Raw genomic sequence first — 25,528 nt, 5'->3', positions numbered from 1 at the left:
ATGGATCACTTGCTTGAGATGGCGAATGAGACGGGAGATCTTATTGTGACGCTGTTGGTTCATAAGCATTAAGTATTTAAAGAAATAGTTCTTTTGAACACACATGCAATAAATCATTTGAACAGTAGTCACATTTATTTCAAATCATGCCTTCTTCGTTGACGCTTTTGGGCGTTTCGGCTCTGTCTGCCCATGCCAAATTCCAAGACCCGACTGACGATCCCTGAATACGCGATGGCACTGGCCCACGTTGCCAGCCTGCGATCTGAGGATCCCTTTCGCAAGGTCGGGGCCGTGGCCATTGATTATGACAACCGCGTCATTGGCACCGCCTACAACGGTTTGGCCCCCGGCTACAACGCTGATCCAGAATTTTGGATCGACCGCGATGACCGCCGCAAATACATGCTCCATGCGGAGGTGAATCTGTGCAGCCTGTTTACCCGTGGCAATGTGAAGCTGGTGGCCTGCACGACCAAACCCTGCACGAGTTGCATGCAGATGCTCTGCGCCTACGGCATCAAGGAAGTCTATTATCGCGATGACTACCCGGAATCCGAGGCCGATGCGATTGCCAGTCGTTACAGCATTCAACTGGTTCAACTGACCGACTATCCTCAGGTGGTTTCCCCTTTCGACCAGTCACCGGGCTGATCGCCCTTCGGCTTTCAGGCGGGCAAAATACCGGTGGCTGACACCCACTTGCCTCGGGTGACGATGCGCTCCCAACGGATTCCCAAGGCGGTGGCCACGGCCAGGCACGGGGTGGCCTGGGTTTTTAAAATGCCAGAAACCATGAGTGTGCCGCCAGGCTTCACAGCGCGGACGATCTGGGGAAACCCCGCTTCTAGGATGTCGTAAAAGATATTGGCAATGACGATGTCGTATTGCTCGCGGGCCTTCCACTTCAGAATGTCGGTTTCGGTAAACTTGATGTCCGGGGTGCCATTGCGCTTGGCATTGTCCACAGAGACTTCCACAGCCTTGGGGTCAAAATCGCAGCCCCAAATTTTCGTGGCTCTGAGTTTGGCAGCGGCGATGGCGAGGATGCCGCTCCCGCAGCCCAGATCGGCCATTTTCCAAGGACGTCCCTGAAGGGGTGCCGCCGCATCCACCAGCATGCGCAGCACAGTGGCCGTCGTGGCATGGTGTCCTGTTCCGAAAGCCATGTCCGCAGGGATGCCGATGACTTCTTTTCCCGCGTGCTCCGACTGGGCTTTTTTGAGCTCGGCTGCTGTTCGGGCACTGCAAATGACCAGTTTGCCTCGCACCTGAATCGGGGGCATGGCACCAGCAGAAAGGGCTGCCCAGTTGCGGTTTTTAATTTCACGGACGCTGCCGCCAAACATTTTCTGCACAGCCAGGACTTCCTTGCGCTTCTCCGCGTAGGCTTCCACGCGGATCGTGGTTCGCCCAGGGACGGTGGTGATGACCAAATTCAGGGCGGTATTGCCTGCGAAACGTTCCTCCCAGGCATCGCTCCATTTTTCCGACGACAGCTTGGACCAAACGAACATGAAAATAAGGAAATTGGCTGAGGGTGCCTTCCAGTTCCTTATTAGTTAGAACTGGAGCGGGTGACGCGATTCGAACGCGCGACATCTTCCTTGGCAAGGAAGTGCTCTACCACTGAGCTACACCCGCTTTTTGCTGGGCTGTGAGTATGGATCAGATCCTGAGGCATGCAAGATGAAAATGCATCTTTTTGCGTTTTTTTCGTCTTTTTGACCTCGAATTGTTGTTTCAGCCCCTGTTTTCGGCCCTTTTGGGTCGTTTTGCGTGTTCATGGACTCCTCAACTATTAAAGGAAGGGCCGAAAACGACCGGGAATGCCGCCGACTTGGACTCTCCAGCTAATATTCCTACTGGCACGCAGGCTGAGAGCCGCCATCATAGGGGCACATGGCCCCACGCAAAGAAGTCACCTTATCGTTGCTCAGCTTCATCCTCCTCGTGGCGCTAGCCTTCGGCTTGGCCTACTTTTATCGTGCCTACAGCCTGGGCTTTCGCCCCATGCACACCGATGAGGCGATCCTGGGTATCAAGCTGGGGGAATTCTGGAACAGCGGCCATTTTCAGTATGACCCGAAGGACTTTCATGGTCCGGCACTCCATCAGGTGAGCATTCTCTGGGGCAAATTGGCGGGCTGGGCTTCCCCGGACACCTGGACGGAGGCCAATCTGCGAATGGTGGCGGCCCTCTGCGGACTCGGTGTCCTGATGACGGTGCTGCTGTTTGCCGATGCCCTGGGGCGCTATGGCACGGTGGTGGCCATGCTGCTGACGGCGGTTTCCCCCATGATGGTTTATTACAGCCGCTACTTCATCATGGAGATGCTGCTGGTGCTGCTGGTTTCGCTGACCTTGGGCTGCTTCTGGCGTTACTCCCAGGGGGGAAGCCGGCTATGGCTGATTCTCGGGGGCTGTGCGCTAGGCTTTCAGCATGCGACGAAGGAAACCTTTGTCCTCAATGTCGGAGCAGCCCTGGTGGGTTGGTTTGTGGCCCGCGCCCTGGTGGGTGAGTTCACCCCTCGCAAAGGCAACAGCATGAGCCTGGGGCCATCCCGTACCAAAAACAGACCCGCACGTCCCTGGCTGTGGGTGGTGCTGCCTGCCATTTTGGTTTCTGTGGCCGCCTTTTCCAATGGCTTCCGTGACTGGCATGGCGTCGCCGACAGCTTCACCACCTACATCAGCTACCTGGAGCGCAGCGGGGGCAGCGGCCATGAAAAGCCCTGGCATTATTACCTGATGCTGCTGGTCTGGCACAAAGATACCCTGGTCTGGTCGGAGGCGCTCATCGTGGGCCTGGCCGTCATCGGCATGGGATATTCGGTGGTCGGTGAGTTTAAAAACACCGGAAAACAGGCCTTTCTGGTCTTCCTCTCCGTTTACAGCCTGGTGCTGCTGGGCGGCTATTCCGTGCTCAGCTACAAGACTCCATGGTCCATCCTCAGCGTCCAGCATTCGCTCACCCTGCTCGCAGGTGTCGGTGCCATGGCGATTTGGACAGCGGTGCCAGGCCGGGTGATACGGATGCTCTTCAACCTCGCTCTCGCAGCGGGCCTGTATCACCTGTGCGACCAGTCCATCCGGCTGACAGGCACGCATCAGAACCCGCAGTTTGAATATTCGGCGGATCCCCGCAATCCCTATGCCTACTCGCACACGCAGAAGAGCCTGCTGAAAATGATGGGCGAGGTGAAAACCTATGTGGCTACCCGCAAAGGCGAGACCAAAATCCAGGTCATCACCCGGGATGCAGGCTGGCCCCTGCCCTGGTACTGGCGCACTTGGAAAAATGTGGGCTATCAGGACAAGGTGCCTGCGGCTTTGGATGCCGATGTGATCGTGGCCGACACTGAGTTTTACGATGAGGTGAAGTCCAAGATCCAAGCCGGTGAATACAGCGAACACTACCCCTACGGCCTGCGCCCCGGCATCATCCTGACCGTCTTCCTGCGCAAAGCAGCCCCGGAGCCGGTGAAAGTGCCAGAGATACCTCCTGCTGCCCCATCGCCGGCAGCCCCAGCCCCTTCCATGAGCCCCCCAGAGGGCACCATCTCCCTGCCGCCCTCCTTTTCTCCCACCCTGCCTGCATTCCCCGGCAGTCTCAACCTGCGACCATGATGGAGTACCATCGTTTCTCACATGATGCGATGGCCACCACTTTTGAGGTCATCATTGCCCAAGGGGATGTGGATGCGGTCTATGCAGCCCAGGCAGCCCAGGCAGTCTTTGCGGAAATCGACCGTCTTGAGGATGAGCTGAGCCGCTTCCGCCCAGGGAGTGATGTGGCGCGGCTGAACCAGTTGCGCGCTGGGGAATGCGTGTCCGTTTCCCTGGCGGCATGGGACTGCCTCAGCCTGGCCAAAACCGTGCATGAGGAAACCGACGGAGCCTTTGACATCACCATCGGTCCGCTGATGCATCTCTGGCGCAATGCCGAGGGTAATCTGGTGGAGCCGGAGGCAGAGCGCTTGGCACTCGCCCGCGACAGCGTCGGCAGCCAGTTGTTTGAACTTTGTGAAGAGGGATTCCTCGTTCGGGTGCTGGCAGACCACATGATTTTCGACCTGGGAGCCGTGGGCAAAGGCTATGCGCTGGACCAGGCCGTGCAGGTACTGCAGGACTGGAGCATCACCCGTGCTTTTTTGAATGCGGGAGACAGCACGCTGCTGGCCCTGGAAAGCCCCGAAGGCGAAGAAACCTGGGCGGTCACACTGGCGGATGAATCCCAGGAGAGGAAGCTGAAGGACCGCGCCCTCAGCGGCAGCGGCTTCATGGTCAAAGGGGCCCACATCATGAATCCGCGCACGCTGACGCCCGTGCCCATCCAGGGGAAACGCAGCTATGCCCTGGCCCCCACCGCGGCGCTTTCGGACGCCCTTTCCACCGCCTTCATGGTGATGAGCCCTGACGAGATCAGGACACTGTGCGAACGCTGTCCCGAAGTCGAGTGGCTGGAGATTTGAGCCTCCCCGCAGAGGTCACTTCTTCACGGCATCCCAGACACGGGTGTACTTCGCCAGATCTGCCCCCAGATCCTGGATGACTTCGCTCCTGGCCTTGATGTCTTCCGGAATGGTCACCGCCGGATTTTGCAGGAACTCCGGGCTCACTTTTTTCAGCGCTTCCAGGTTGGGGCAAAGGTAGCCCATCCACTCCATGTTCTCCGCCGCGATGTCAGGTTCGAGAAGGAAGTTGATGAAGGCATGGGCCAGGGCTGGCTGCTGAGCCGTCTTTGGAATCACCATCTCATCGCAGCTCATCGTCACCCCCTGCTGGGGAATCAGCAGGCGGACTTTGCTGTTCTCCTGGGCCACCTGAAAAAGGTCGCCGCTATAACCATGAACGAGCAGGAACTCGCCCGAGTCGAGCCCCGCCTTGTAACCTTCGTTGTCAAATTTGGCGATGTTGGGCTTCCATTTCAGCAACACGTTACGGGCTTCCTGAAGCTGTTTTTCATCGCGTGTATTGATGCTGTAGCCCAGGCTTTTCAGCGCGGCACCGATGGTCTCGCGCATGTCATCCAGCAGCGTCATGCGGCCAGCCAGGGACTGGTGCTCAAAGACCTTCCAAGTGTCTGGATCTGCGGGCAGCTTGTCCTTGCGGCAGGCCAGGATGGCATAGCCCACCGTGTAGGGCACACTGCGTTTCATGCGGCGGTCATGGATCTTTTCCAGGACCGATGGATCGACATGCTTCATGTTAGGCAGCAGGGTGCTGTCGAGATCCAGCAGCATGCTCTCCGTCTCCATCACCTGGATCATGTAGCTGGTGGGAAAGATCACATCGTAACCGGAAGCGCCCGCCTTCAGCTTGGCAAACATTGCCTCATTCGAATCAAAGGTGTCCACCACCACCTTGCAGCCATGCTTCTCTTCGAACTTCTCCACAACCTCAGGCGAGACATAGTCGGCCCAGGTATAAACATGCAGAGTCTCGGCTGCGGCCAGAGGCAGCGCCGCGATCAGGAATAGGAACAACTTCATCATCCTGGGATGAAACGCGGTCCACGCCCGACGGCAAGCGAATGCATGCAAAACAAAAAAAGGGCTGCACCGCCCGGTATCGCCCGAGGGTGCAGCCCTAAAATGCAGCCTGTTATTTGAACATCGCGTTCGCCTTGTCCCCACCGCTGAGGACGTAGGCGAGGAGGTCGAGAATCTCTTCCTTCTTCAGCATGGCCAGCAGCATCGGAGGCATTGGGGAAACCTTGCTCGGCTCGATGCTTTTCACCTCTTTGCGGTCCACATTGGTACGCTGGTTGGGGTCGCTGAGGTCCGTGTTCAGAGTGACGCTGTCACCGCTGAGATTGACCACCACGCCGCTGAACACTTCACCATTGTTCTTGGTGACCACGATGGGGGCAAACTGCTCGTTGATCTCCTTGCTTGGATTGATGATTTGATCCAGCAGATCGTGCGGGCTGTAACGTCCGCCGGCACCGGTGAGGTCAGGTCCATTCATGCCGCCGGCATTGCCAAAACGGTGGCAGGCATAGCAGGCGGCAGCGCCAAACATTTTGCGACCATTGTCGAAGTCCCGGCCCTTCATGCCAGTCTTCGTGGCAGCGCTGAGTTCCTCCAAGGTCCACATGGTGGGCGTGCGGCCGACCAGCATGGCACCGACGTTTTCGATGGCGGATTTGCGCTCCGGCTTTTTGGCGATGAGGGCAGCGAGCTGGGTCTTCTCCGCCTCCGTAAAGGTGGCGAGGCTGTCATTGCGGATGAACTCGATGAATTTGTCAAAGCTCGCGCCTCCCTTGTAGTTGGCCGCTTTCAGGAACCACTCGAGCTGGGCCGTGCGCAGCTCCGGCGTCCAGCCTGCTTTCAGCATGCGGAGGCTGCGGGCGAATTCCATCTGGGGCTCCTGGCTGTCTGCCGCGGCAATGAGGGCCATGCCTTTGGCGGCAGTGTTCGGTGCCTGGAGATAGGCCAGGGTTTCGCACAGGAGCCAGTTCAGCTCAAAGCTCTCGGCTGGAAAAGCAGGATCCAGTTTGGCAATGATGGCGTCCACGGTGGACTGATCCGGATTGCCAAAACGATGGAGGATGATCTGGGTGAGGCGCACGTAAGTGAGACGCTGTTCAGCAGAGAGGCTGGCCCAGTCGAGCTTCAGCATAGCCGCCAACATCTTATCACGGCTGGCGGTGTTGATCGCCGCACCTTCCGGGCGGTGCCCCACACTGCTGCCCGTCACATGAGCCAGGGCCAGCAAGGCTTCCAATTGGCGACCAGCATCGGACTCTGCGAGAGCCTTGGCTTCCCACTCAGCCACGGGCTGGTGCTCCAGGACCACGCGTGCAGCGGTGCGGATAAAACGGTCCTTGTGGTTCAAATACGGCCAGGCTGCTGCCACCGCTTTGGGGTCCTGCTTGCCGTGATAGGCCTCAAGCTGATGACGCAGGCTACGTTCAGGCGTGGTCTTGGCCGTCATGTCCACAGGGGAAGTGTCCTCACTGCCCACGTAAGTGACCCGGTAAAGACCCGACTGCACACGGCGACCACCGATGGCAAAGTACATGGCGCCATCTTTCGGATGAACGATGGCATCCGTCAGCGGCAGCGGCGAGCCTGTGATAAAGTCTTCTTTGACCGCGCTGTAGGTAGAGCCGTCTTCCTTCAGATGCACGGCATAGAGTTTCCCCCAGCTCCAGTCCATGATGTAATAGGCCTTCTGGTACTTGGCAGGAAACTTTGCCCCATAACCAAAAGTGGTACCGGTGGGGGAACCTGGGCCAATATTCAGCGTGGCCGGCAGATTGTCCGCGTAGAACTCAGGATACTTCCCTGCCCCGTTGCGCCAGCCATACTCACCACCGCTGACGACGTGATTCACACGGGTCGGGCGGTACCACGGCGTGTTAAAATCATACTCCATGTCCGCATCATAGGTGAACAGTTCACCATCGCTGTTGAGGCCCGCGTCATAGATGTTGCGGAAGCCGGAGGCAAAGATCTCAAACTGCTTACCGTCCAGGGACACGCGGTAGATGATGCCGCCTGGGGCCAGCACATGACGGTTGTGACCACGGCCATCCGGCATGCGTGGCAGCAGATGATCGTCCCCCCAAACTTTCGGCACAGGAGAACTTGCGGGCGTGCCGGTGATCGGGCCTTCGTTGAGCACGGCATTGTTGCCCGTGATGAGATAAAGGGCCTTGCCATCCGGCGTGGGCAGCACGGCATGCACGCCGTGGTCGCTCTTGGAATCAAAGGCGCGCAGCAGCTCCACCTTGTCCAGTTGGTCGTCCGCATCGCTGTCGGAAATGCGGTAGAGACCGCTCTGGGTCTTCTGCTCGTAGTCGTTCACACCAGCGTAAAGAGCGCCAAAGGCAAAGACCATGCCGTTGATCGCACGAATGTTGACTGGCACCTTCTGCACGTCCTCAGGCTTCAGCACCTGGCCGACCGCAGGAGGGGCAAAGCGATAAAGATCGCCATACTGGTCACTCACGTAAATGCGCCCCTTGTCGTCATTGCAGAGGGCCACCCAGGAGCCCTGCTCACCACCTGGAACGGAGTACAAAAGCTCCACCTTGAAGTCTTTGGCGGCCTTGATCCGGGCCACGGGGGTCGCCTTGTTTTCACCGATGGCAGGGCCGACGGCATCGGGCCGACGTGCCTTGGCTGGTGCTGCCGCTGCTTTGTCCTTGCCAGCACCTTTGCCTTTGCCTTTGGCGGGAGGACCTTTCTTGGCCGCTGCCGCAGGTTTTTCGATTCTCTGCGCATCATTGGGAATGTCTGCCTTCGCAAAGGAAAGCTTGCCGCCCTCAGGCAGCTCTTTGAACATCACGTCCTTGATTTGAACCTGCATGGCTGGGCCACGATGAATCTGGAAAGCCAGCAGACCAGCCAGGGACAGCGCCTTTTCCTCATGATCCACGAGGTCAATGGTGACTTTGCCATTGAGCTTGTGGATGAGGTGGTTTCCCTGAGCGATGACGGTGTACTCATTCCACTGGGCCACATCGGCGGCCACGGGATCGCGCTCGGCCACCAGCCACTTGCCCCCCTGAGGATCAATCACCACGCTCTGGCCATTCTGGCAGATGATGCCGCGCCCGCGCTCCTCATACACCATCGCATTGTTAGGCGCGGCGGGATGGATGTCGCACTGATAACCCCCGATGGACCATTTGCCCACTTCGGTCAGCTCCTTGCTGCGGTATTGGATGCCCGTGTTGTTGCCGGTGACCTTCACCTGTACGCGGAGTTCGAAGTTTTTCACTTCGCCACCACGCCAGATGAGAAACTGATTGTAGGCGAGCTGTTCGGGCCCGGTGGTCTTGCCAGTGATGCAGCCGTCTTCGACGGTCCACAGTTCAGGATTGCCCTCCCAGCCAGTGAGGTCCTTGCCGTTGAACAAAGGATGAAATCCTTCCTGGGCGTGGACTGCAGAGAGTCCGAAGGCACCCAGGGCGAGGGTCAATAATACGGTCAGTTTCATGGTGGTTGGAGGCACAGCGGCGTGCGTGGTTGCGATATTTGAAACGTCATCTTTCACCAAAACCCACGGCAAAAGATGTGTCTAATTCGGCAATCGAGCCTCCGCAGCCTGGCCTAACCGGGACTTTAGAAAGCTGCGCATGGCATAGCGGAGCAATTGGGAACTGGGTCCATACAGAGGATAATCAAGGGCATGAGTGGCCCAGGGCAGGTCCAGGAAATGATGCGCCACCCCTTTCTGCCGCAAATGCTCAGCCAGACGCCGACTTTGCAACTGCCACACCAGAATGTCGCGCTGCCCATGTATCAGCAGCACGGGAGGACAGGCCGCGTCTGCCGTCAACGTGGCCGAGGCGGACTGATAAAGCTCCGGCAGAGCCTCAGGCTCTCCACCCATGTATTGGCGGATGAGCTTGAAGGAATCCAGCACGTCCTCAGGATCCGCAAAACGACGGGCAAAAACCATGTCCGCTGGCGCATAGAGGCTGATCACGCCACGGATCGCCGGATCCCGCAACTGCACGGCTGCAGCGGTGGCGATCTGGCCACCCGCGCTGCGGCCCAGCAATACGATGCGGCTGGCATCCACATGCCATTCCTCCGCGTGAGCCTTCACATACGCCAGGGCATCCCTGACATCTTCCAGAGGCGCGGGCCAAGTCCATTTCGGAGCCAGACGATACTCCAACGAGACCACGGCATACCCTTCCGCCGCCCATTGGCTGCTCCATTCAGGAAATTCCTCGGCGGAGCCATTTTGCCAGCCCCCGCCGTGGATGACGAAAATGATCGGCGCTGGCTGAGGCTGGTCTGAAGCTGCCGGGAAAAGGAGCAGCCGCCTAGAAACTCCGGCATCCGTATCGGGCAACCGATGTTCAGTGGGAGTCACGCGGGCTGCGCCGAAGCCTAACAAAAGGTCTTTCAACGAAAGGGGTGCCCCCGATTCGGCATGACCAAAGGCTGCCGTCATCTGGGCAGGAAGATCCCTGGCCAGCAACAGAGCCGTCAGCAGCGGGGTCAGCAAAACAAGGGTCGCTGTGCTGGCCAGAACGGTCGCCAGCACCTCCTTGCCCCGCCAGCACCCGATGGCCAGCAAGGCCGTCAGAACGGCCAGACGATGACCATACTCCCCGACGATGAGCGTCGCCTTCCAAAACCACAATGTTTGGAATGTGACCAGCAGGGGCAGCGGGAGCAACAGGCTGAAGATGGCCAGGGTAAGACGCAACATCGGCTGAGAATGCGCGCCTCAGGCAAAGCCGGTTTCAAAAAACTCAGGCCCCATTTGCCAATCAGCGATGCTCGATCACGACAGCCGGTTCAAAGCGCACCTTCGGAAGGCTGGCATAACGGTCATCTGAATGACGGTAACCAGCCGGGCAAAGCACGGCCGTGGTCCAGCCCTGGACATCCAGGCCTAGAATTTCATCAAACTTGGCAGGCACAAAACCTTCCATCGGGCAGGTATCCACACCGTGCAGCGCAGCGGCCAGCATGAACTGCCCCAGGGCAATGTAGGACTGGAGTTTGGCCCACTGTTCCAGCCCGCCTTGAGCCTCCATGCCATCACGGAACCCGGTCAGCATCTTGCGAAAACCCATGAGCGCATCCGGCGTGCCACCGCGCACCTCGGCCATGCGCATGAGGTTGGCATCAATGTGCGATTCGGGCATCACTTTCGGCACGGCCATGACGACGAGGTGGGAGGAATCCGCCACCTGGCGCTGATTCCACGCATGCGGCACCAGCCGCTCCCTCAATGAAGCATCCTGGATGACGATGAATTTCCAAGGCTGCAGCCCGAAGCTGGAGGGCGTGAGCACCAACGAATCCTCAAGGGTCTGCCAAAGGTCTGCTGGGATCTTTTTGGCGGGATCAAAAACCTTGCAGGCATAGCGCCAGTTGAGGGCGGAAAGGATGTCGGACGGGGTGCTCATGAGATATTCAGGTCTGTGCCTGCTGCCCTTCACAGGTCAAACAGGAAGTCTTGCCAAAAAGCATTCTTCAATCTGGCTGCACTTAAACTCCGGGAGAATGCGCCTTCGGGTCGAGCTGCTTATACACGCCGAAATCGTGGTAAAAGTAACGTTTGGCAATTTTGTACATCCAGTGTTTTTCGGGGATCTCCTCCTCTTCGCGCCACTGGCTGGTGCGGGGCGTCATGGCCTCAATCTCGGCCATGGCAGTCTGGCGGATGGTCGTGTCCTTCGCCCCATGCTTGAGGGCCAGGTTTTTGACCAAGTCCGGGCGCTCCAGCACGATGCAGCCACGGGTATGCTGGGCGGCCGTTTCACGGAAATCCTTGAGAAAGCCGGACTCATTGAAGACATCAAAAATGTCGCGGTCGGTGCGGATGTTTTCCGTGGCAAACTGGATGATTGGGCAGGGCTCCAGACCACCGGTGGGCCCGATGTGGTGGCTGATCCCCGTGGCCATGGGGCAGAGCGCCTTGCCGTTGTGATCGTAGTAGGCATCCACAATGGCGATGGGCATCTCAGCCCGCATGCTGGTGACGAAACGGCGTACCTGGGTGATCTGCTCCGGAGTCAGCGCCAGTTGGTCATTGATCTTCGGGCCCACGGGCCGGTAGGTGTGGTACCAGGTGTAGTGGACGCCCATATCAATGAGCTTTTGCAGCCACTCGCGGGTGAGCAGGTCATGGATGTTGGTCTGGCAAAGACTGGTGGCCACCCCGGTCATGAGCTTGGCATCCAGGCAGTTTTGCAGGCCGCGAAGGGTCTTGTTCAGCACATCCTTTTTACCGCGACGCTCATCACTTACTGTGCTGTTGCCCTCCACACTGACGAGAGGCGTGGCATTGCCCAGCTTGCGCAAGACCTCGGCCGTCTTCGCCGTGATGAACTGGCCGTTGGTAAAGATCTGGAAGTAACAATCCGGATGCATCGCCAGAAGATCCAGGAGTTCTGGATGCATGAAGGGCTCCCCGCCCAGAAGGCCGAAAAAGGCATTCCCATGCTTCTTGGCGTCGTTGATGATCTTGTTGAGCTCATCCAAGCTGATCGCCTCTCGAGGCTTGTCCACATCCACCCAGCAGCCTTGGCAGCGCAGGTTGCAGGAATTCAGAATGGAGATGTAGAGAAACGGCGGGAAGTAAGTCCCCTGCTCCATGCGCTTTTTGAAAAGCAGAACTGAACGCGCGCCTTTGTAACCAAAGTTCCAGGCGATCTTCGTGAGACATTTCGGGTCCACGGTGCGCAGCATGCGGGAGGTAAGAGAAAAAATCATCTGAAGAGGAATACGAACAGAAATGGGAACAGGCAGAGGTAACGCTGCAACGGCACAGGTTCATGACGGCAATTGCATGAATTTCGTCTCGCCCCCGGCCCGGAACGATGGCCCTACCTTAAGGCCTAAAAGACAAAAGGCAGCCGGGAAAGGCTGCCTTTTGAAAAGGGATCTTGGGTGAGGCTTAGCGGCTCTGCGGCATCATGGAGCCGTAGCGGGCGTTGCCTTCCCACTTGGGTGGCCGGTTCCAGGGCAGGCTGCTGTCGCCCACGGCCGGAGGGGGAACCCGCTCGCGGCGTTTGGGCTTGTCCGAAGAAGAACAAGATGCAAGCACCTGGACCATGGCCAGTGCGAGCAGAGTCTGAAGGATGAAACGGGGGTTCATGAACTCAAACTACGCACGTTTTTCAATTACTGATACAGGTTTTCCAAAATGACGCGGTCACCAGGGGCGATGGTCATTCCTTCAGCCAGTGTATCAGGCAGGATGTTGGCAATCGTGCGATTTCCCTGGATGGAGACAATGCTCAGCTTGCCCACGGTCTGGGTGCCACGGGTAACCAGCAGTTTGGTTGCTTCGGTGATGCCTTTGCTCTGGCCGGCATTCACCACCACAAAACCCCAGTCGCTGTTCACGGCGACCACCTGGGCGGTGAGGCCATTGCGCTCAAAGGATTTTTTGCGGTCTTCGATCTTGCGAACGAGATCGTCCAGGCCTTTGCGGGCTTCGACCACCTTCACTTCTTCGGCGTCCACTTCCTTCTTTTTCAGTTCTGCAGCGACCTGGAGTTCAGCAACGGCCTTCTTGATGTTGTTCTTGTCTTCTTCCAGGGTTTCTGGCTTCACGCCCTGAGGAAGCTTGGCCAGCTTGGTTTTGAGCTCATCCAGCTTCTTGTTGCGGGTGTTCAGGTCTTCCTGGGTGCGCTTGGTGTCATTGTCAGCCTGGGTGATCTTCAGCTTCTGGGATTTGACCTTTTCGGCCTCGACATCGATTTCCTGCTTCACTGCGTCCACGTTGTTGGAAACATCGGTGACTTGTTTGACGATGGCGGTCGCGGCATTCAGCTCGCTCTGCAATTTAACATTGGTGGTCGAGACGCTCTGACGAACATCGACGAAGGCCCGGCCATTCTGATAGGCAAAGAAAGAGGCAACGAGGATGACGACCGCGCTGAGGATGAAGAGGACTTTGGTCATTGGGGAGGAGTAAAAAAAGTGGCCTGAGGGGTGACTGTAAAACCAGAAACCCAGTTCTTAATTGGCAGGAGCAGGAGCGGGAGCAAAAGGATCGGTCGCGGGAGCCGCTGGGGTTGCGGGAGCGGCTGGGGCTGCAGGTGCACCGAAAGGATCGGAATTCATCGGGGCGGCTGGCGCTGCTGGAGCGGCTGGTGCACCAAAGGGATCCGAATTCATCGGGGCTGCAGGTGCGGCTGGAGCAGCAGGGGCACCGAAGGGATCGGAATTCATCGGAGCGGCAGGAGGAGCCGCAGGGGTGGCTTCGCCTGTCGGAGTGGCAGGTGTAGGGGTGTTGCTCTTCTTGTCATCTTCGACGCTCTGCTTGGCAGCAGCGACCACCACATCACCGGTGCGGATGGCATCACCTTTGGCCAGAGTTCCTGGAATGAGGTCAGCGATGGAACCATTCTGCTCGACGTTACGAACCTTGAGCTTGGCGATGACCTGACGGCCACGCTTCACTTCGAGGTCGGCATTGGCAAAGACGCCCTGGGAATTGCCCTTGGTCAGGATGGCGAAATCCCACTCAGGGAAGTATTGAGCGATGCGGGCGGTGAAATCCGGAGCCACCACACCTTTGCGGCCCTGGGCCTCGGTGTCGCGCAGCTTGGTCATCTGGCTGACCACATAATCATATTGCTCTTTGGCAGCAGCGACGCGCTGGCTCTGATTGGCCACCGCACCTTCAGCATCCTGCTGTTCTTTTTTGAGCTTTTCGATCTGGGCCACCAGTTTTTCGATGTCGCCTGCGTCATCAATCTGCTTTTCCACCGAAGTCACCTGGGAGGAGACCTGATCGAGATTGCCTTTGATCACTGCGAGAGCGGCTTCTTTTTCCTGAGCCTCAGCCGTCAGCTTCAGCACTTCTTCGCGTGCCGTGTCACGGTCTTTCTGAGCGGCGATCAAAGCCTCCTGCTTCACTTTGAGGGCAGCGTCACCTTCAGTTTTGCGCTCCTGGGCTGCCTTGAGGTTGGCATTGGCCGCAGCAAGGCGGGTCCGCTCGTTTTTCAAGTCCGCTTGATTGGACCATGCGAAGTAGGCGGCACCTGCGAGGCAGGCAGCGGTGAGTGCAGATAGAATCTTCCAGACCATGATATTGTTGTTGGGAAATGTGAATTAAGTCCCGTCTTCTACCGAATCTGTGCTTTTTCGACAACACCATTTTTCACATCTGGTGATTTCGTGTGATTTTTATCCGAGAAACTTCATTTTTGCCGCTTGTCGAAGTGCTTTCTCTGCACTAATCCAAATGTGTCAGGGGCCGCGGATGTCCAGCTTGTGAATCCCGCCAGGTCCTGACGGAAGCAACGGCAGCATGCCTGTCCATGCTGCGGTTCCCTGACACTCCTTTGCTCCACGATTGAGCGGGAGTTGCCATGTGCGGCAGGCTCGCCACAGTCGTAGCCCTTTCCCAATCATGTCGAAATCATCCGCCCCTTCCTCCCCAGGCATCTGTTACCTTGTCGGCGCCGGCCCTGGCGATCCCGGCCTGCTAACGATCAAGGGCAAAGAATGCATCGAGGCCGCCGATGTCCTGGTCTATGATTACCTCTGCAACCCAGAGTTCCTGCGCTATGCACGCCCTGGCACCGAACGCATTTATGTGGGGAAAAAGGCCAAAGACCACACTCTGACGCAGGACCAGATCAATGAACTGATCGTCAAGTTGACCCGTGAGGGCAAAGTGGTGACACGGCTCAAGGGCGGTGACCCAGTTCTCTTTGGGCGCGGGGCGGAAGAAGCGGCCGAACTGGCCGAAGCCGGTGTGCTTTTTGAAATCGTGCCCGGCATCACCAGTGCTATCGCAGGCCCGGCTTATGCAGGCATTCCGGTGACCCACCGCGACCACGCCAGCCAGCTCACCATTTTCACCGGCCACGAAGACCCGACCAAGGAAGAAACCAGCCTGGATTATGCCAAGCTGGCGAAAGCAGACGGCACCAAGGTGTTTCTCATGGGCGTCGAACGCATGGAAGAAATCACCGGGAAATTCATCGAGAACGGAGCCGATCCTGAAACGCCCATGGCCTTGGTCCGCTGGGCCACGCACGGTCGCCAGCAGACGCTCATTGCCACCCTGGGGACCATGGCCGCCAAGGTCAAAGAGGCAGGCTTTAAGGCCCCCGCAGTAGCCGTCGTTGGCGATGTGGTGAAGGAGCGCAAAAACATCAACTGGTTTGAAAACCGTCCTCTTTTTGGCAAACGCGTGGTGGTCACCCGCACCCGGCAGCAGATCGGCGTGCTGAGCAAAAAGCTGCGCACCCTCGGCGCAGATGTCATCGAACTGCCGACCATCCGCATTGAGGAGCCGCATAACCTAATGGCCTTTGGTGAACTGGTGCAGGATTGCCACACCTATGAATGGCTGATTTTCACAAGCCCCAATGCGGTGGATGCGTTCTTCAAAATGTTTTACAAGATCTACAACGATGCCCGCAGCATCGGAGGAGTCCGCATTGCCGTTGTGGGACCAGGCACGGCAGAAAAAGTGAAGGAACACCACCTGGCCGTTGATCTGATGCCGGAAAAGAATTTTGTGGCTGAAGGCCTGGTGGCCGCCCTCAAGGACTTCCAAAACATGGAAAACGTCAATGTGCTGTGGGTGCGCGGCGAGGAAACCCGCGAGGTCATCGCCAACGAACTCACCGGCCTGGGAGCCATCGTGGATGAGGCCATCGCCTATCGCACGGTCCCCGAGAAGGATGACAATCTGGAAGCCATCGCCCGGCTGGTGAACGAAGGTGCCGACATGATCACCTTTACCAGTGCCAGCACGGTGGAATGTTTCCTAGACCTGAACATTCCCCTGCCCGCCGGCATCCAGGTGGCCAGCATCGGCCCCATCACCTCCGAGGCAGCCCGTAAACGCGGCCTGACAGTGGATGTGGAGGCCAAGGCCAATACCATTCCTGGTCTTGTCGAGGCCGTGTTGGAAGCATTGAAGTAGCCATTCGTTTTCAAACGGGGCACCTGGAAACAGGTGCCCCGTTTTAGTTATTGCGACGCAATCGCGTAATTTCACTTGCACGCTTTTTATCCTTCTTCACCATCAAGGCGGTCAAAATGCGACCGCTTCTCAGTCGCATGAGGCCCCATTCCCAACCTTCATGAAACGACTTTCCCGCCTTTCTGCCCTGCTCCTTCTAGGTAGCAGCAGTGCCTTTGCCCAAACGCCTCAAGCTGAAGCACCTGCTTCAGCAGAAACGACCGTGTTGGAAGAAATCACGGTGTATGGCGAGGCCGAAAATGATTCCGTCATTCAGAATCCCTTTCTGGCACCCGTGGAAGGAACCAAGGTCTTTGCGGGCAAACGAGCGACCGTGATTGACCTGGATGCTCTGCCAAAAGTGCAGGCGAACAATTACCGCCAGGCCCTGGCGCTGACCCCCGGCCTGCTATTTTCTGAAGAAACGACACCTCTCGTTAGTCTGGGTTATCGCGGCATCGGGGAACCCCATCGCATGCAGTTCATGCAGGTGCTGAAGGATGGCATCCCCATCCATGCCGATCCTTTTGGTTATCCCGAGGCTTACTACACACCGCCGCTCGATACGGTGGACCGGATCGAATTCATTCGTGGCGGCGGCTCCCTCATGTATGGCCCCCAGCCGGGCGGTGCCCTGAACTACATCACCTACATGCCAAACCGGGAGTCCCCTTTTTCATTCCGGACCCAGAACATTGTCGGCTCCGATGATCTTTTCTCCAGCTACACGGCGGTGGACGGGACGCTGGGCAGCCTCGGCTACTACGGCTACTTCAATCACCGGGAATCCAACGGCTTCCGTGAGGCAAACAGCGACTACCGACTGGACGGGGGGCACTTCAAGCTGGCCTGGGACATTGATGCCGATACCCGACTCATCTTCGCCTTTGACGGATACGAAGAAGAACACGGGGAACCTGGTGGACTGACCGCTTCCGATTTTGCCAAAAATCCCGACAAAACCACGCGCTTCAATGATCAATTCCGCCTGAAGCGCTACGCAGGCTCTTTGGAGCTTCAGCACACCTTCCAGCCCGGCACTGAACTGAGCGTCAAATCCTGGGCGAGCTACTATCAGCGCTGGAGCAAACGCCAGCGCGGGGGTGGCTTCGGCACCCTGCCCACAGGCCCGAACGCCTTGACCAACACGATCGAAAACCAGGAGTTCTACACCTTTGGCATCGAGCCCCGCATCCGTCATGACTGGGAAGCCTGGGGAAACACCCACACCTTGGCTGCGGGCATGCAGTTTTACTACCTGACCTCCCCCCGGCAGGACCAGCGCGGCTTTGAGCCGGATGCAGACAATGGCATCACCACCCAGGATTCCCTGCGCGAGACGGTTTACGGCTCTCTCTTCGTGGAAAACAAATTCACCTTTGGCAAATTCTCCATCACTCCCGGCTTCCGCATGGAGATGATCAATCAGTCGGTCAACGTGCAGAATTACAACCCAGCCACAGGGGCGCTGACCAGTGAAGCGGCCCGCGCTGACTTCGAGGCCCAGCCCCTGTTTGGCATCGGTCTTTCCTATGATCTGGGCAGTGACACAGAACTCTACGCCAACGTTTCCCAGAGCTACCGCACCACCGTTTTCAGCGAGGCCATCGTGGCCGAAACCGGTGTGACCACCACCGATGCCGGCCCTGGGGTCGGCTGGAACTATGAGCTGGGCTATCGCGGCACGCCGCGCACCTGGATCACGTATGACACCAGCCTCTTCCTGGTGGATCTGGACAATCGCTTCGGTCTCAATGGCAATGTTCTGCGCAGTGTCGGCCGCAGCATCAACTACGGCTGGGATGGTGCCCTGCAGGTGGACGTCATCGGCCTGGCAGATCAGCTCAACGGAACCAACAACGTCGAGCGCATCGGCTCCCTCAACGTTTATGCCAATGCCACCCTCCTTCAGGCCAAGCTCTACGGCGGCCCGAATGACGGTGCCACCCCTCAGTATGCCCCAGAGTACATCATCCGCACCGGCCTGATCTACAATTTGAAGAACAAGGTCAAGATCTCCTTTCTCGGCACCTTCGTGGATGACCATTTCGCCGATGACGCCCAGACGGCCAACCGCTTCATCCCCGGTTACATGACCTGGGATTTGACCGCTGAAGTGAAAGTCACCAAAAACTTCACCGCCATGGCAGGCCTGAACAATGTCTTCGACGAAAGCTACTACTCACGGGTACGCAATGACGGCATTGATCCGGGCTACGGTCGCAATTTCTACGTGGGCGGCTCTTTCCAATTCTGATCCCCCTTCGTGTTTCCTCTCAAGGTGCCTGTGAAAGCAGGCACCTTTTTTATTTGCCCTTCATCCAGGCAACCCGCGCTACTTTGCCGTGGCCGCAGCCGTCAGCATCTGGCGCTCCGTTTCATTGAGGCCCTCCGCCCGAAGGGCCAGGAGCAAGGAGGCGCATTCACGTGCCTGGGGCAAATTGGGCGAATCCGCATGCAGGCAGAACTTCAGCGTTTCGCACATTTCCTTTGAATCGAGGGTCCTGACGGCTGTCTTGCCCACCAGTTCACGGACTTCAGGATCACTCGGCGGATCCAGCATGAGCCAGCGCAGCAGGGCCCGGTGCTGACGGCTGCCCTGGGAAGCCACCATGGTGCGCCCCTGCACATGCGGGATCGCCTCCCGCAAGCTGCCACTTTTCACCAGGCTATGCAGCCGGGTGAGGTCAGGCATCGCCCCAGCGATTTCCGCAGCCTCGGCGAGGCGGGATTGCATGGCGGGAGAAAGCACCACAGGAACGACCGCCGGGGCAGCAGGTGGTTCAGGCCGTTTGACACTGGCGATTTTCACGGGCGGGGCCTCCACCGCTGGCAGGCGATCTGCCAAAGGTTGCGGGGTCTTTACCGGAGGCTCCACGGCATGGAAGGAAAAGACGGGAGGCGTAGGCTCCGACCGCGAGGGAGCTATCTGGCTGGCGATCCCTGCGGTCTCCTGCTGTGATTCCCCAAAATATACCCATTCAGGCAGCGGCAGCTTATACAGCACCCACCAGCCGGTCAGCATCATGCAACCGATGCCAGAGACCAGCCCCAGGACGAAGGTGGAAAGTGACCGCGCCCGTGGCCCTGCGGGCAGCGGTACCGTCCCCTGCCCGGCCCGCCAGAGAGACCACCAGCAGCGCGGCAAGGCCGCCTGGAATAGCGGCAAGGTTTCATGCTGCATCGGCAGCAGCGGGGCCAGACGCTGAAGTGCATCCAGCGCCTCATTGCTCTCCCAGTCCCAGTCGCTTTCGGGTTCACGCAACCGACGGTTCCAGAACAGCCTATCCTCCTGGGGCAGCGGCAGCAGAAGCTGGCCTACTTCCACCCATTGGGCAGCCTCCTTCAGCAGGTGCGGATCCACGGAGTCCTTCAACAATGGACGGCAAGCGGCCAGCCAGCGAGGTGCCTGGACGGGACGCAGCACGCCTAACAAACTCGTTAGCAAGGCCATGATCTGCCCCGCCTCATGGGTGAGCACAGGCGGTTGGGCCTCCAGCAAAGCCTCCGCCAGACGCACCAGCTTGTGAGTTTCTCCCTGCCGTGTCCATTGCGTGACCACCACACGTGTGAGCTGGCAGCAATTCTGGCGCAGTTCCGCCACCAGATGCACAGGCTGCACCAGACTGGCCAGCCACAGGCCGCTGTCATCAAAGGCCCGTAAAAGCGCCACGCTGCCCAGACTGGCTGACTCAGGATTGACGAAAGCCTGCTCACAAAAACGCGTCATGCCAAACTCGGCTCCGGATTTGACGACCTCCGGATTGGGAATCTGGGCGGAAGCTGGCCCCTCTGGAAACACCTGGGGATCCGCTGCGAAAAGCGCCCCCCCCTGATCTGCTCCGGGCAGCCTCGGCAGTTCCTGGTCATGAGGCGGCGCACCACCCAGTGCTGTGGTGACATTTCCCTGATCCGATTTGGAGTTAAATTCCATGCAAAAAGCAACCTTCAGCGCGAGGGGCCTGCGTTATCAAGCACGAACCTTGCCCACAAGCACATGTGAGGTTACACTAAAGGATGCTCCCCTGGCTGCATAGCGATCATTTTCCTCTCTACCTGGCCCCGATGGCCGGTGTCACCGACGTGACTTTCCGTGCTCTGTGCAAAGAAATGGGGGCCGATGTCATGGTCACGGAATTCGTCAGTGCCGAGGGCATCCTCCAGCGCGACGACCGCACGCGCCACTACACCGAGTTTGACGATGTCCAGCGCCCGCTGGGCGTACAACTCTTCGGCGCGGACGGTGTGCGCATGGGCGAGGCTGCCCGCAAGATCATTGACTGGAAGCAGCCCGATTTCATCGACATCAACTTTGGCTGCCCGGTGAACAAGGTAGTGTCCAAAAACGGCGGCTCCTCCTTGCTCAAGAATTGCCCGCTGCTCGCCGAAGTGGCGCGTGAGGTGGCCAAGGCGGTACCCATCCCCGTCACCGCCAAAATGCGAATCGGCTGGGATGCGCAGACCATCAATGCAGTCGAGGTCGCCCGTATCTTGGAGGACAATGGCATCCAGGCCATTACCGTCCATGGTCGCACACGCGCCCAGGGCTACACCGGTGTGGCAGACTGGGACGTGATTGGCCAGGTGGCAGATGCCGTCAAAATCCCCGTGATCGGCAATGGTGACGTTGCCAGTGGCATGGATGTGGAAGTCCGCCGTGCCCAGACCAATGTGAAGGGCATCATGATCGGTCGCGCAGCGATGGCGAATCCCTGGGTCTTTCAGGAGGCCAAGCATTACCTGAGCACTGGCGGGCATGCCGTCCCGGCCTCCGTCCAGCAGCGTTTTGCCCTGATGCGTCGTCATTGTGAGATGGCCGTCGCCCGGAGCACCCGTGGGGGTGAATTTGAAATCGTGCGTTCCATGCGTTCCCGTCTCATGAGCTACACCCGCTGCATTCCCGGCGGGAAGTTTTTGCGTGGCCGGTTTGGCCAGATCGCCAGCATGATGGAACTGGATGACATCCTGGCTGAGTACCTGACCCACAGCGACCGCTTTCACCAGCGGCCCGACGTGGACGACGACATCACGGTGGAGTCAAACTGAGCCGTCATAGGTCTTGGCAAACGCCTGCATCCGAGGCATGATGCAACCATGGCAGACGAGCCCTCCCCGCCTATCCCTCGTGATCTTCATTGCGAATACGAGGAGCGTGCCTTCCGCCACTGCACCCGCTGTGGTGAAACTCTGGAGGACGATCAGGGCGGTTTCCAGATCTCCAAAGCCTATAAAAAGGGCGAGTGTGTGATGGAGTACGCCCTGTGCGACCACTGCCGCATTGCCATGATGGAGGAGTTTTCCCAGGAGTCAAAAAAACGCCTCTCGGACTATCAGCATGAAAATGTGGATCTGCACCGGGGCCTCCATCATTGCTCCGTCTGCGGGGTGGCCCGGAGCGAGGAAGGCATGGATGATTTTGTCATCACAGGCATCTGCGAAGGAGTCCATCTCATCCACAGCATCATGGTCTGCGGCAAATGCGGGGATGGCATCCAGGAGCTGATCTCCGTCAAAACTCGCGATACCTGGCGTCGGTTTGTGGATGAAAACTTTCCGGGTCCTCCCAGCGAAGGGGAATACCCGGAGATCGAAGAAGTCCCCTCCCCTCACGCCATTCCCGTCTTCACCACCCAAGGCTGACGCCACCTTGGCACGCCCCTTGCACATCACGCCGCCATGCCCCACCTTCGCCCATGGTTTGCCCTCGTTCTCCTGGCCCTTTTGGCCTCCTGCCAAAGCCAACCGGGGAACGGCAAACGCAGCACCTATGGGGACCGGCCCGGACCTCAGGGATTTAAAACGGTGATAGTGGATGCCGGCCACGGGGGCAAGGATTCCGGCGCCCGTGCCCGGGGACTGGTGGAAAAACAACTGGCCCTTGATGTGGCCAAAAGGCTACGCTCTGAGCTTTGGCCCGGCTTCAAAGTGGTGCTGATGCGCGAGTCCGACCGCTTTGTGGAACTGGACAGCCGCGTCTCCATCGCCAATCGCTACCCGGATGCCATCCTGGTGAGCATCCATTTCAACTATGGCAGCCGCCGCCGGGCTGGCCCGGAGACCTACTACTGGCGCAGCGACAGCTATGCGCTGGCCAAACGGGTGCAGAGGAATCTCTCCGCCGTCGCTCCCTATGAATCAGGCAACGCGGGACTCGTGCGCCGCCGCCTGCGCCTGACTCGCAATCCCTCCATTCCCTGCATCCTGGTGGAGTGCGGCTACCTCACCCACGCCAGCGAGGCCCGCCTTGTCGCCACCTCCTCCTATCGGGAAAAACTCGCCGATGCCATTGCGAAAGCCATCCGCGACCAGTCCACCTACGGCGATGCGGGCATGGGCCCCATTCCCCGGCCTATCTATGCGCCCCCCAGCCGAGCTGGGGATGCGCGGGGGTAGTTTGATGGCCGTCACTCCCTGGCTGGGGTACAGAGTTATTGCGCCTTTCTGCCAGGTGGCCGTGTAATCTATCTTGACCGCCAGGGAGACCAGCAAGTGGCCTGGTTTCCAGGCAAGCAGACTGGATGAGTGCAGTAATCATCACTCGAAGAGTGATGAGTCTGGGAAGGGCCGATGACAGAGCGCAGGTCAGTGGCAAAGCGATGTCCAATAACGCATCACTCGGAGAGTGATGACTACTTTATTCGTACCGCAACTGCGCACTCACGGTGGCAGCCGTATCGCTGATGCAACGGAGCCAGTAGGCGCCGTAGCTGGAGGGGAAGGTGTGCTTGGTTTCGCTTCCAGGTTTCACCTCAAACTCCTGATAGGTGACCCACATGCCCGTGCCGGTGATGTCCGCTTCGATACGAATTTTGGCGGGTTTGTCGCTGGTCAGGGTGAGGTGCTTTTGATCGTAGCCAGTGAAGAGGTAGGGATCGCTGGGAACGTCGGCGGTGACAGCGCTGTCTTTCCAGGGACCACCTTCACCACGGGGTTTGCCGAACTGCCAGAGATCATCCACCGCACCCACCCAGAGAGCGGTTTTGCCATCGGTGGAACGCACGATGTGCTCGCCTGCGGCGTCCGCTTTGACACCGCTCATGACCAGCAGTCCGCGATAGCTGGCGTAGTCCTTGATGCGGCGGTTGTGCGTAGTGACGGGACGGACTTTGGCAAAGCCACCTGCGTTTTCAGCCGGCAGTTCAAAGAAGGTGCCGCCCGCATTGAACAGGTCGCGCTCCGTGCAGACTTCGCGGCACACCCGCTCAGCACCCAGAGGACCGACCTGGTCGAGAGCCGCCGTTCCGCGAGGCAGACGCCAGCGGCCCTTGTCATCCACATACAGGATGGAGGCTGCATCATGTTCGAGGACACCTTCAGGAATGGCAGCATTCTTCGATGTCCAGGCCAGCCCCTCTTTGTCGTCTTGGGCCACGAGATCAAAGGCGCTGCCGAGATCATACACAGCCTCCGCTTGTCCCGGAGAAGCAGAAATGAAGCGCAGGTTTTTAAACTCGGCCCCACGTGCGTGGAGGACGCCGCCGGTGACAGCTTGATCTTCCGCCCCGGCGAGGCCGTCAAACATGGAGGCCGCTTCAGCGATACTAGCATCGTCATTGCGGTAGTGGAAAATGGCGCTGAGCTTTTCGGCATCGGCTGAAGACTGGAGGGCCAGCCAAACACCCGGCTCGTCACTGGCAAAGCTGATCCACTGGCTGCCTTTGGCCGGAATCTTCACCGTCTGCTTTTCCTGCCACTGCCCATCGCCCTTCAGGTCCACCTTGATCGCAATGACCTGCTCCTGATCGCTGCCGGAAACTAGGTGCAGCGAGCGCTGCTTGTAGCCGGAGAAAAGATAGGGTTCGCTCAGCTCGCCCGCCTTCACACTATCTTCCACCCAGACGGCCCCACGGCCGATGACGGGGCCGATCTGATCCAGCTTGTCCGGCTTGACAAACCAAAGGTTGGACTGGGATTTGCCGGGACCTGCGAGGTGCCCCTTGGCCTTGCGAACATTGAGAAACTCCTTGTTAGCCGTATCGTCACATCCCAGCACCAGCCGGTCTCCCCAGCGGGTGAAGTCGCCAATGACTTTGAGATAGTTGCTGCGGGGCGCGATGCCCTGGCTGCTGCCGGGGGCAAAGGCGCGCGGGAACTTCCAAAACGTGCCGTGCATGGTCATCAGCAGATCCTCCTCGCCGATGTCGCGGATGCGCGGCCACTCCGTGTTCCAGCCGTGGGCTCCGTCGTAGCTGTGGCTGGACTTAGGCAGGCGGTAGCTTTTCCAGATGCCTTCATGGAGACACATCAGGATCAGCGAACGGTGATCCCAGCCGATGCTCCAGATGGGGTCCTTCTCTGGATTCGCATTGCCGGAAATGCCGCCGGGGCCGGTGACTTCAGTGAACTGGTTGCGGCGCACGAGCTGCCAGTCCTGGCCCGGAGTGGTCCACTCGCCAAGGGCACCGCTGGGGGTGGCTGGATCCGTCAGCACCCGCTTGTCGCGGTCGCCATTGTTGGCATACACCACACGACCATGACCGCTGAATAATCCCTTGCCATGATAACCCGGAAGCTGTGAAGCCAATGTGGCCGGAGATGTTTCCTGGGAAAAGCCCTGCTTGGGCTTGTTGCCATCCTGAATGAATCCGGTCACCGCCAAGCTGTGAACGTCCACCTCGTAGAGTCCTTCTTCCATCGTGGCGTAGTAAACTTTGTTTGCAGGATCTGTGAGGTGACGTGCATTTCCGGTCAAGCGGCCAGGCATCTTGTTAGGCGGGATCACGCGCACCTTGCGTTGGGCATCAATCACGTAAGGCCCGATGAGCAGTTGCTGGGATTCTTGGTGGATCATCCGGTTGGCAGGCGTTCCGCCGATGCTCTCTGGCCGGATGACTTGCTGAAGCTCCGGCGTGATCTCATACAGCTTGTCACTGGAACCGAAAGGAAGATGAGGCCCATAAGTGATGACCCAAAGCCGATCCGCCCAGGGTACCACCGCCCCAGTGCCGCATTCGCCCTCATTGTTAAACATGGCGAGGTGCGGATAAATGCCGCTGATCTGGCGGGGCTCATCGCCCTGGGCGAAGGTCATCGTGGCTGCCAGAAGCATGGCCGCAAAGGTGGATTTCATCCGCCCACTTCAGCATGGAAGACAGCCCTCTGACAA

At 58.6% G+C, this 25,528-nt stretch carries 19 protein-coding genes, 1 tRNA gene and 1 other RNA gene; 9 read left to right on the top strand and 12 right to left on the bottom strand.

Translation table 11 applies throughout. From position 1 onward, the window contains the following. Positions 1-192 precede the first annotated feature (192 nt). The gene (locus ABEB25_RS11015; protein WP_345736457.1) at positions 193-654 is read left to right on the top strand and encodes a deoxycytidylate deaminase; all 462 of its coding nucleotides are present in this window, start codon (positions 193-195) and stop codon (positions 652-654) included. A gap of 14 nt (positions 655-668) precedes the next feature. Here ABEB25_RS11015 and ABEB25_RS11010 read toward each other — a convergent pair whose 3' ends face one another. Together ABEB25_RS11010 and ABEB25_RS11005 are read right to left on the bottom strand one after the other, a co-directional pair. Beyond that, complete coding sequence (locus ABEB25_RS11010) at positions 669-1,517, bottom strand: 50S ribosomal protein L11 methyltransferase (protein WP_345736456.1); 849 nt, start codon at positions 1,515-1,517, stop codon at positions 669-671. 52 nt (positions 1,518-1,569) lie between these two features. Further along, positions 1,570-1,644, bottom strand: a tRNA-Gly gene (locus ABEB25_RS11005). 258 nt (positions 1,645-1,902) lie between these two features. Between ABEB25_RS11005 and ABEB25_RS11000 the strand changes: the two genes are divergently transcribed. Together ABEB25_RS11000 and ABEB25_RS10995 are read left to right on the top strand one after the other, a co-directional pair. Continuing rightward, positions 1,903-3,630, top strand: coding sequence for a flippase activity-associated protein Agl23 (locus tag ABEB25_RS11000; protein ID WP_345736455.1), 1,728 nt, complete (start codon positions 1,903-1,905; stop codon positions 3,628-3,630). Between the two features lie 29 nt (positions 3,631-3,659). After that, a complete protein-coding gene (locus ABEB25_RS10995) occupies positions 3,660-4,475 on the top strand; it encodes an FAD:protein FMN transferase (RefSeq protein ID WP_345736454.1) in 816 nt (271 codons plus the stop codon). Between the two features lie 15 nt (positions 4,476-4,490). Here the strand turns inward: ABEB25_RS10995 and ABEB25_RS10990 are convergent, their stop codons facing one another. The 8 genes from ABEB25_RS10990 to ABEB25_RS10955 all read right to left on the bottom strand — a co-directional run bounded on the left by ABEB25_RS10990 (position 4,491) and on the right by ABEB25_RS10955 (position 14,528). Continuing rightward, positions 4,491-5,498 (bottom strand): polyamine ABC transporter substrate-binding protein, encoded by a 1,008-nt coding sequence (locus tag ABEB25_RS10990; protein WP_345736453.1) that lies wholly within the window; start codon positions 5,496-5,498, stop codon positions 4,491-4,493. 109 nt (positions 5,499-5,607) lie between these two features. Beyond that, on the bottom strand, positions 5,608-8,955 hold the full coding sequence (locus ABEB25_RS10985) for a 3-keto-alpha-glucoside-1,2-lyase-like domain-containing protein (protein WP_345736452.1): 3,348 nt from the start codon (positions 8,953-8,955) through the stop codon (positions 5,608-5,610). 81 nt (positions 8,956-9,036) lie between these two features. Beyond that, a complete protein-coding gene (locus ABEB25_RS10980; protein WP_345736451.1) occupies positions 9,037-10,185 on the bottom strand; it encodes an alpha/beta hydrolase in 1,149 nt (382 codons plus the stop codon). A gap of 61 nt (positions 10,186-10,246) precedes the next feature. After that, the gene (locus ABEB25_RS10975; protein ID WP_345736450.1) at positions 10,247-10,891 is read right to left on the bottom strand and encodes an NAD(P)H-dependent oxidoreductase; all 645 of its coding nucleotides are present in this window, start codon (positions 10,889-10,891) and stop codon (positions 10,247-10,249) included. A gap of 82 nt (positions 10,892-10,973) precedes the next feature. Continuing rightward, complete coding sequence (locus ABEB25_RS10970; protein ID WP_345736449.1) at positions 10,974-12,200, bottom strand: radical SAM/SPASM domain-containing protein; 1,227 nt, start codon at positions 12,198-12,200, stop codon at positions 10,974-10,976. Between the two features lie 184 nt (positions 12,201-12,384). Next, positions 12,385-12,585 (bottom strand): hypothetical protein, encoded by a 201-nt coding sequence (locus ABEB25_RS10965; protein ID WP_345736448.1) that lies wholly within the window; start codon positions 12,583-12,585, stop codon positions 12,385-12,387. A 26-nt stretch (positions 12,586-12,611) separates the two neighbouring features. Beyond that, positions 12,612-13,397, bottom strand: a complete 786-nt coding sequence (locus ABEB25_RS10960) for a hypothetical protein (protein ID WP_345736447.1) — start codon at positions 13,395-13,397, stop codon at positions 12,612-12,614. A gap of 57 nt (positions 13,398-13,454) precedes the next feature. After that, a complete protein-coding gene (locus ABEB25_RS10955; protein ID WP_345736446.1) occupies positions 13,455-14,528 on the bottom strand; it encodes a hypothetical protein in 1,074 nt (357 codons plus the stop codon). 160 nt (positions 14,529-14,688) lie between these two features. Between ABEB25_RS10955 and ffs the strand changes: the two genes are divergently transcribed. The 3 genes from ffs (at position 14,689) to ABEB25_RS10940 (ending at position 18,679) form a co-directional block, all read left to right on the top strand. After that, an RNA gene (gene ffs, locus ABEB25_RS10950) (signal recognition particle sRNA small type) lies at positions 14,689-14,783 on the top strand. A 70-nt stretch (positions 14,784-14,853) separates the two neighbouring features. Then, positions 14,854-16,383 (top strand): uroporphyrinogen-III C-methyltransferase, encoded by a 1,530-nt coding sequence (gene cobA, locus ABEB25_RS10945; protein ID WP_345736445.1) that lies wholly within the window; start codon positions 14,854-14,856, stop codon positions 16,381-16,383. 160 nt (positions 16,384-16,543) lie between these two features. Further along, positions 16,544-18,679, top strand: a complete 2,136-nt coding sequence (locus tag ABEB25_RS10940; protein WP_345736444.1) for a TonB-dependent receptor family protein — start codon at positions 16,544-16,546, stop codon at positions 18,677-18,679. A gap of 78 nt (positions 18,680-18,757) precedes the next feature. Here the strand turns inward: ABEB25_RS10940 and ABEB25_RS10935 are convergent, their stop codons facing one another. Then, positions 18,758-20,356 carry a hypothetical protein gene (locus tag ABEB25_RS10935; RefSeq protein WP_345736443.1) on the bottom strand — a complete coding sequence of 533 codons (1,599 nt, stop codon included), beginning with the start codon at positions 20,354-20,356 and terminating at the stop codon, positions 18,758-18,760. A gap of 83 nt (positions 20,357-20,439) precedes the next feature. Between ABEB25_RS10935 and dusB the strand changes: the two genes are divergently transcribed. Genes dusB through ABEB25_RS10920 form a run of 3 tightly spaced genes read left to right on the top strand, consistent with a single transcriptional unit; the run spans position 20,440 to position 22,815 of the window. Further along, on the top strand, positions 20,440-21,468 hold the full coding sequence (dusB, locus tag ABEB25_RS10930) for a tRNA dihydrouridine synthase DusB (protein WP_345736442.1): 1,029 nt from the start codon (positions 20,440-20,442) through the stop codon (positions 21,466-21,468). 48 nt (positions 21,469-21,516) lie between these two features. Continuing rightward, positions 21,517-22,062, top strand: a complete 546-nt coding sequence (locus ABEB25_RS10925) for a hypothetical protein (protein WP_345736441.1) — start codon at positions 21,517-21,519, stop codon at positions 22,060-22,062. A 36-nt stretch (positions 22,063-22,098) separates the two neighbouring features. Further along, positions 22,099-22,815, top strand: coding sequence for an N-acetylmuramoyl-L-alanine amidase family protein (locus ABEB25_RS10920; RefSeq protein ID WP_345736440.1), 717 nt, complete (start codon positions 22,099-22,101; stop codon positions 22,813-22,815). 241 nt (positions 22,816-23,056) lie between these two features. On the opposite strand, the gene ABEB25_RS10915 is transcribed toward ABEB25_RS10920, so the two are convergent. Next, positions 23,057-25,492, bottom strand: coding sequence for a hypothetical protein (locus tag ABEB25_RS10915; RefSeq protein WP_345736439.1), 2,436 nt, complete (start codon positions 25,490-25,492; stop codon positions 23,057-23,059). Between the last annotated feature and the right edge of the window lie 36 nt (positions 25,493-25,528).

The organism is Prosthecobacter algae, assembly GCF_039542385.1.
In the GTDB taxonomy this organism is placed as follows: domain Bacteria; phylum Verrucomicrobiota; class Verrucomicrobiia; order Verrucomicrobiales; family Verrucomicrobiaceae; genus Prosthecobacter; species Prosthecobacter algae.
The sequence above is the reverse complement of the archived record's forward strand: the minus strand, read 5'-3'. Positions and strand labels throughout refer to the sequence as shown.

Excerpts from the sequence above, each read along its gene's own strand:
- ABEB25_RS10970 (WP_345736449.1), bottom strand. The coding sequence starts at position 12,200 with ATGATTTTTTCTCTTACCTCCCGCATGCTGCGCACCGTGGACCCGAAA.
- ABEB25_RS10935 (WP_345736443.1), bottom strand. The coding sequence starts at position 20,356 with ATGGAATTTAACTCCAAATCGGATCAGGGAAATGTCACCACAGCACTG.
- ABEB25_RS10940 (WP_345736444.1), top strand. The coding sequence starts at position 16,544 with ATGAAACGACTTTCCCGCCTTTCTGCCCTGCTCCTTCTAGGTAGCAGC.
- ABEB25_RS10955 (WP_345736446.1), bottom strand. The coding sequence starts at position 14,528 with ATGGTCTGGAAGATTCTATCTGCACTCACCGCTGCCTGCCTCGCAGGT.
- ABEB25_RS11015 (WP_345736457.1), top strand. The coding sequence starts at position 193 with ATGCCAAATTCCAAGACCCGACTGACGATCCCTGAATACGCGATGGCA.
- ABEB25_RS10965 (WP_345736448.1), bottom strand. The coding sequence starts at position 12,585 with ATGAACCCCCGTTTCATCCTTCAGACTCTGCTCGCACTGGCCATGGTC.
- ABEB25_RS10975 (WP_345736450.1), bottom strand. The coding sequence starts at position 10,891 with ATGAGCACCCCGTCCGACATCCTTTCCGCCCTCAACTGGCGCTATGCC.
- ABEB25_RS11010 (WP_345736456.1), bottom strand. The coding sequence starts at position 1,517 with ATGTTCGTTTGGTCCAAGCTGTCGTCGGAAAAATGGAGCGATGCCTGG.
- dusB (WP_345736442.1), top strand. The coding sequence starts at position 20,440 with ATGCTCCCCTGGCTGCATAGCGATCATTTTCCTCTCTACCTGGCCCCG.
- ABEB25_RS10980 (WP_345736451.1), bottom strand. The coding sequence starts at position 10,185 with ATGTTGCGTCTTACCCTGGCCATCTTCAGCCTGTTGCTCCCGCTGCCC.
- ABEB25_RS10990 (WP_345736453.1), bottom strand. The coding sequence starts at position 5,498 with ATGATGAAGTTGTTCCTATTCCTGATCGCGGCGCTGCCTCTGGCCGCA.
- ABEB25_RS10985 (WP_345736452.1), bottom strand. The coding sequence starts at position 8,955 with ATGAAACTGACCGTATTATTGACCCTCGCCCTGGGTGCCTTCGGACTC.
- cobA (WP_345736445.1), top strand. The coding sequence starts at position 14,854 with ATGTCGAAATCATCCGCCCCTTCCTCCCCAGGCATCTGTTACCTTGTC.
- ABEB25_RS10960 (WP_345736447.1), bottom strand. The coding sequence starts at position 13,397 with ATGACCAAAGTCCTCTTCATCCTCAGCGCGGTCGTCATCCTCGTTGCC.
- ABEB25_RS10995 (WP_345736454.1), top strand. The coding sequence starts at position 3,660 with ATGGCCACCACTTTTGAGGTCATCATTGCCCAAGGGGATGTGGATGCG.
- ABEB25_RS11000 (WP_345736455.1), top strand. The coding sequence starts at position 1,903 with ATGGCCCCACGCAAAGAAGTCACCTTATCGTTGCTCAGCTTCATCCTC.
- ABEB25_RS10915 (WP_345736439.1), bottom strand. The coding sequence starts at position 25,492 with ATGAAATCCACCTTTGCGGCCATGCTTCTGGCAGCCACGATGACCTTC.
- ABEB25_RS10925 (WP_345736441.1), top strand. The coding sequence starts at position 21,517 with ATGGCAGACGAGCCCTCCCCGCCTATCCCTCGTGATCTTCATTGCGAA.
- ABEB25_RS10920 (WP_345736440.1), top strand. The coding sequence starts at position 22,099 with ATGCCCCACCTTCGCCCATGGTTTGCCCTCGTTCTCCTGGCCCTTTTG.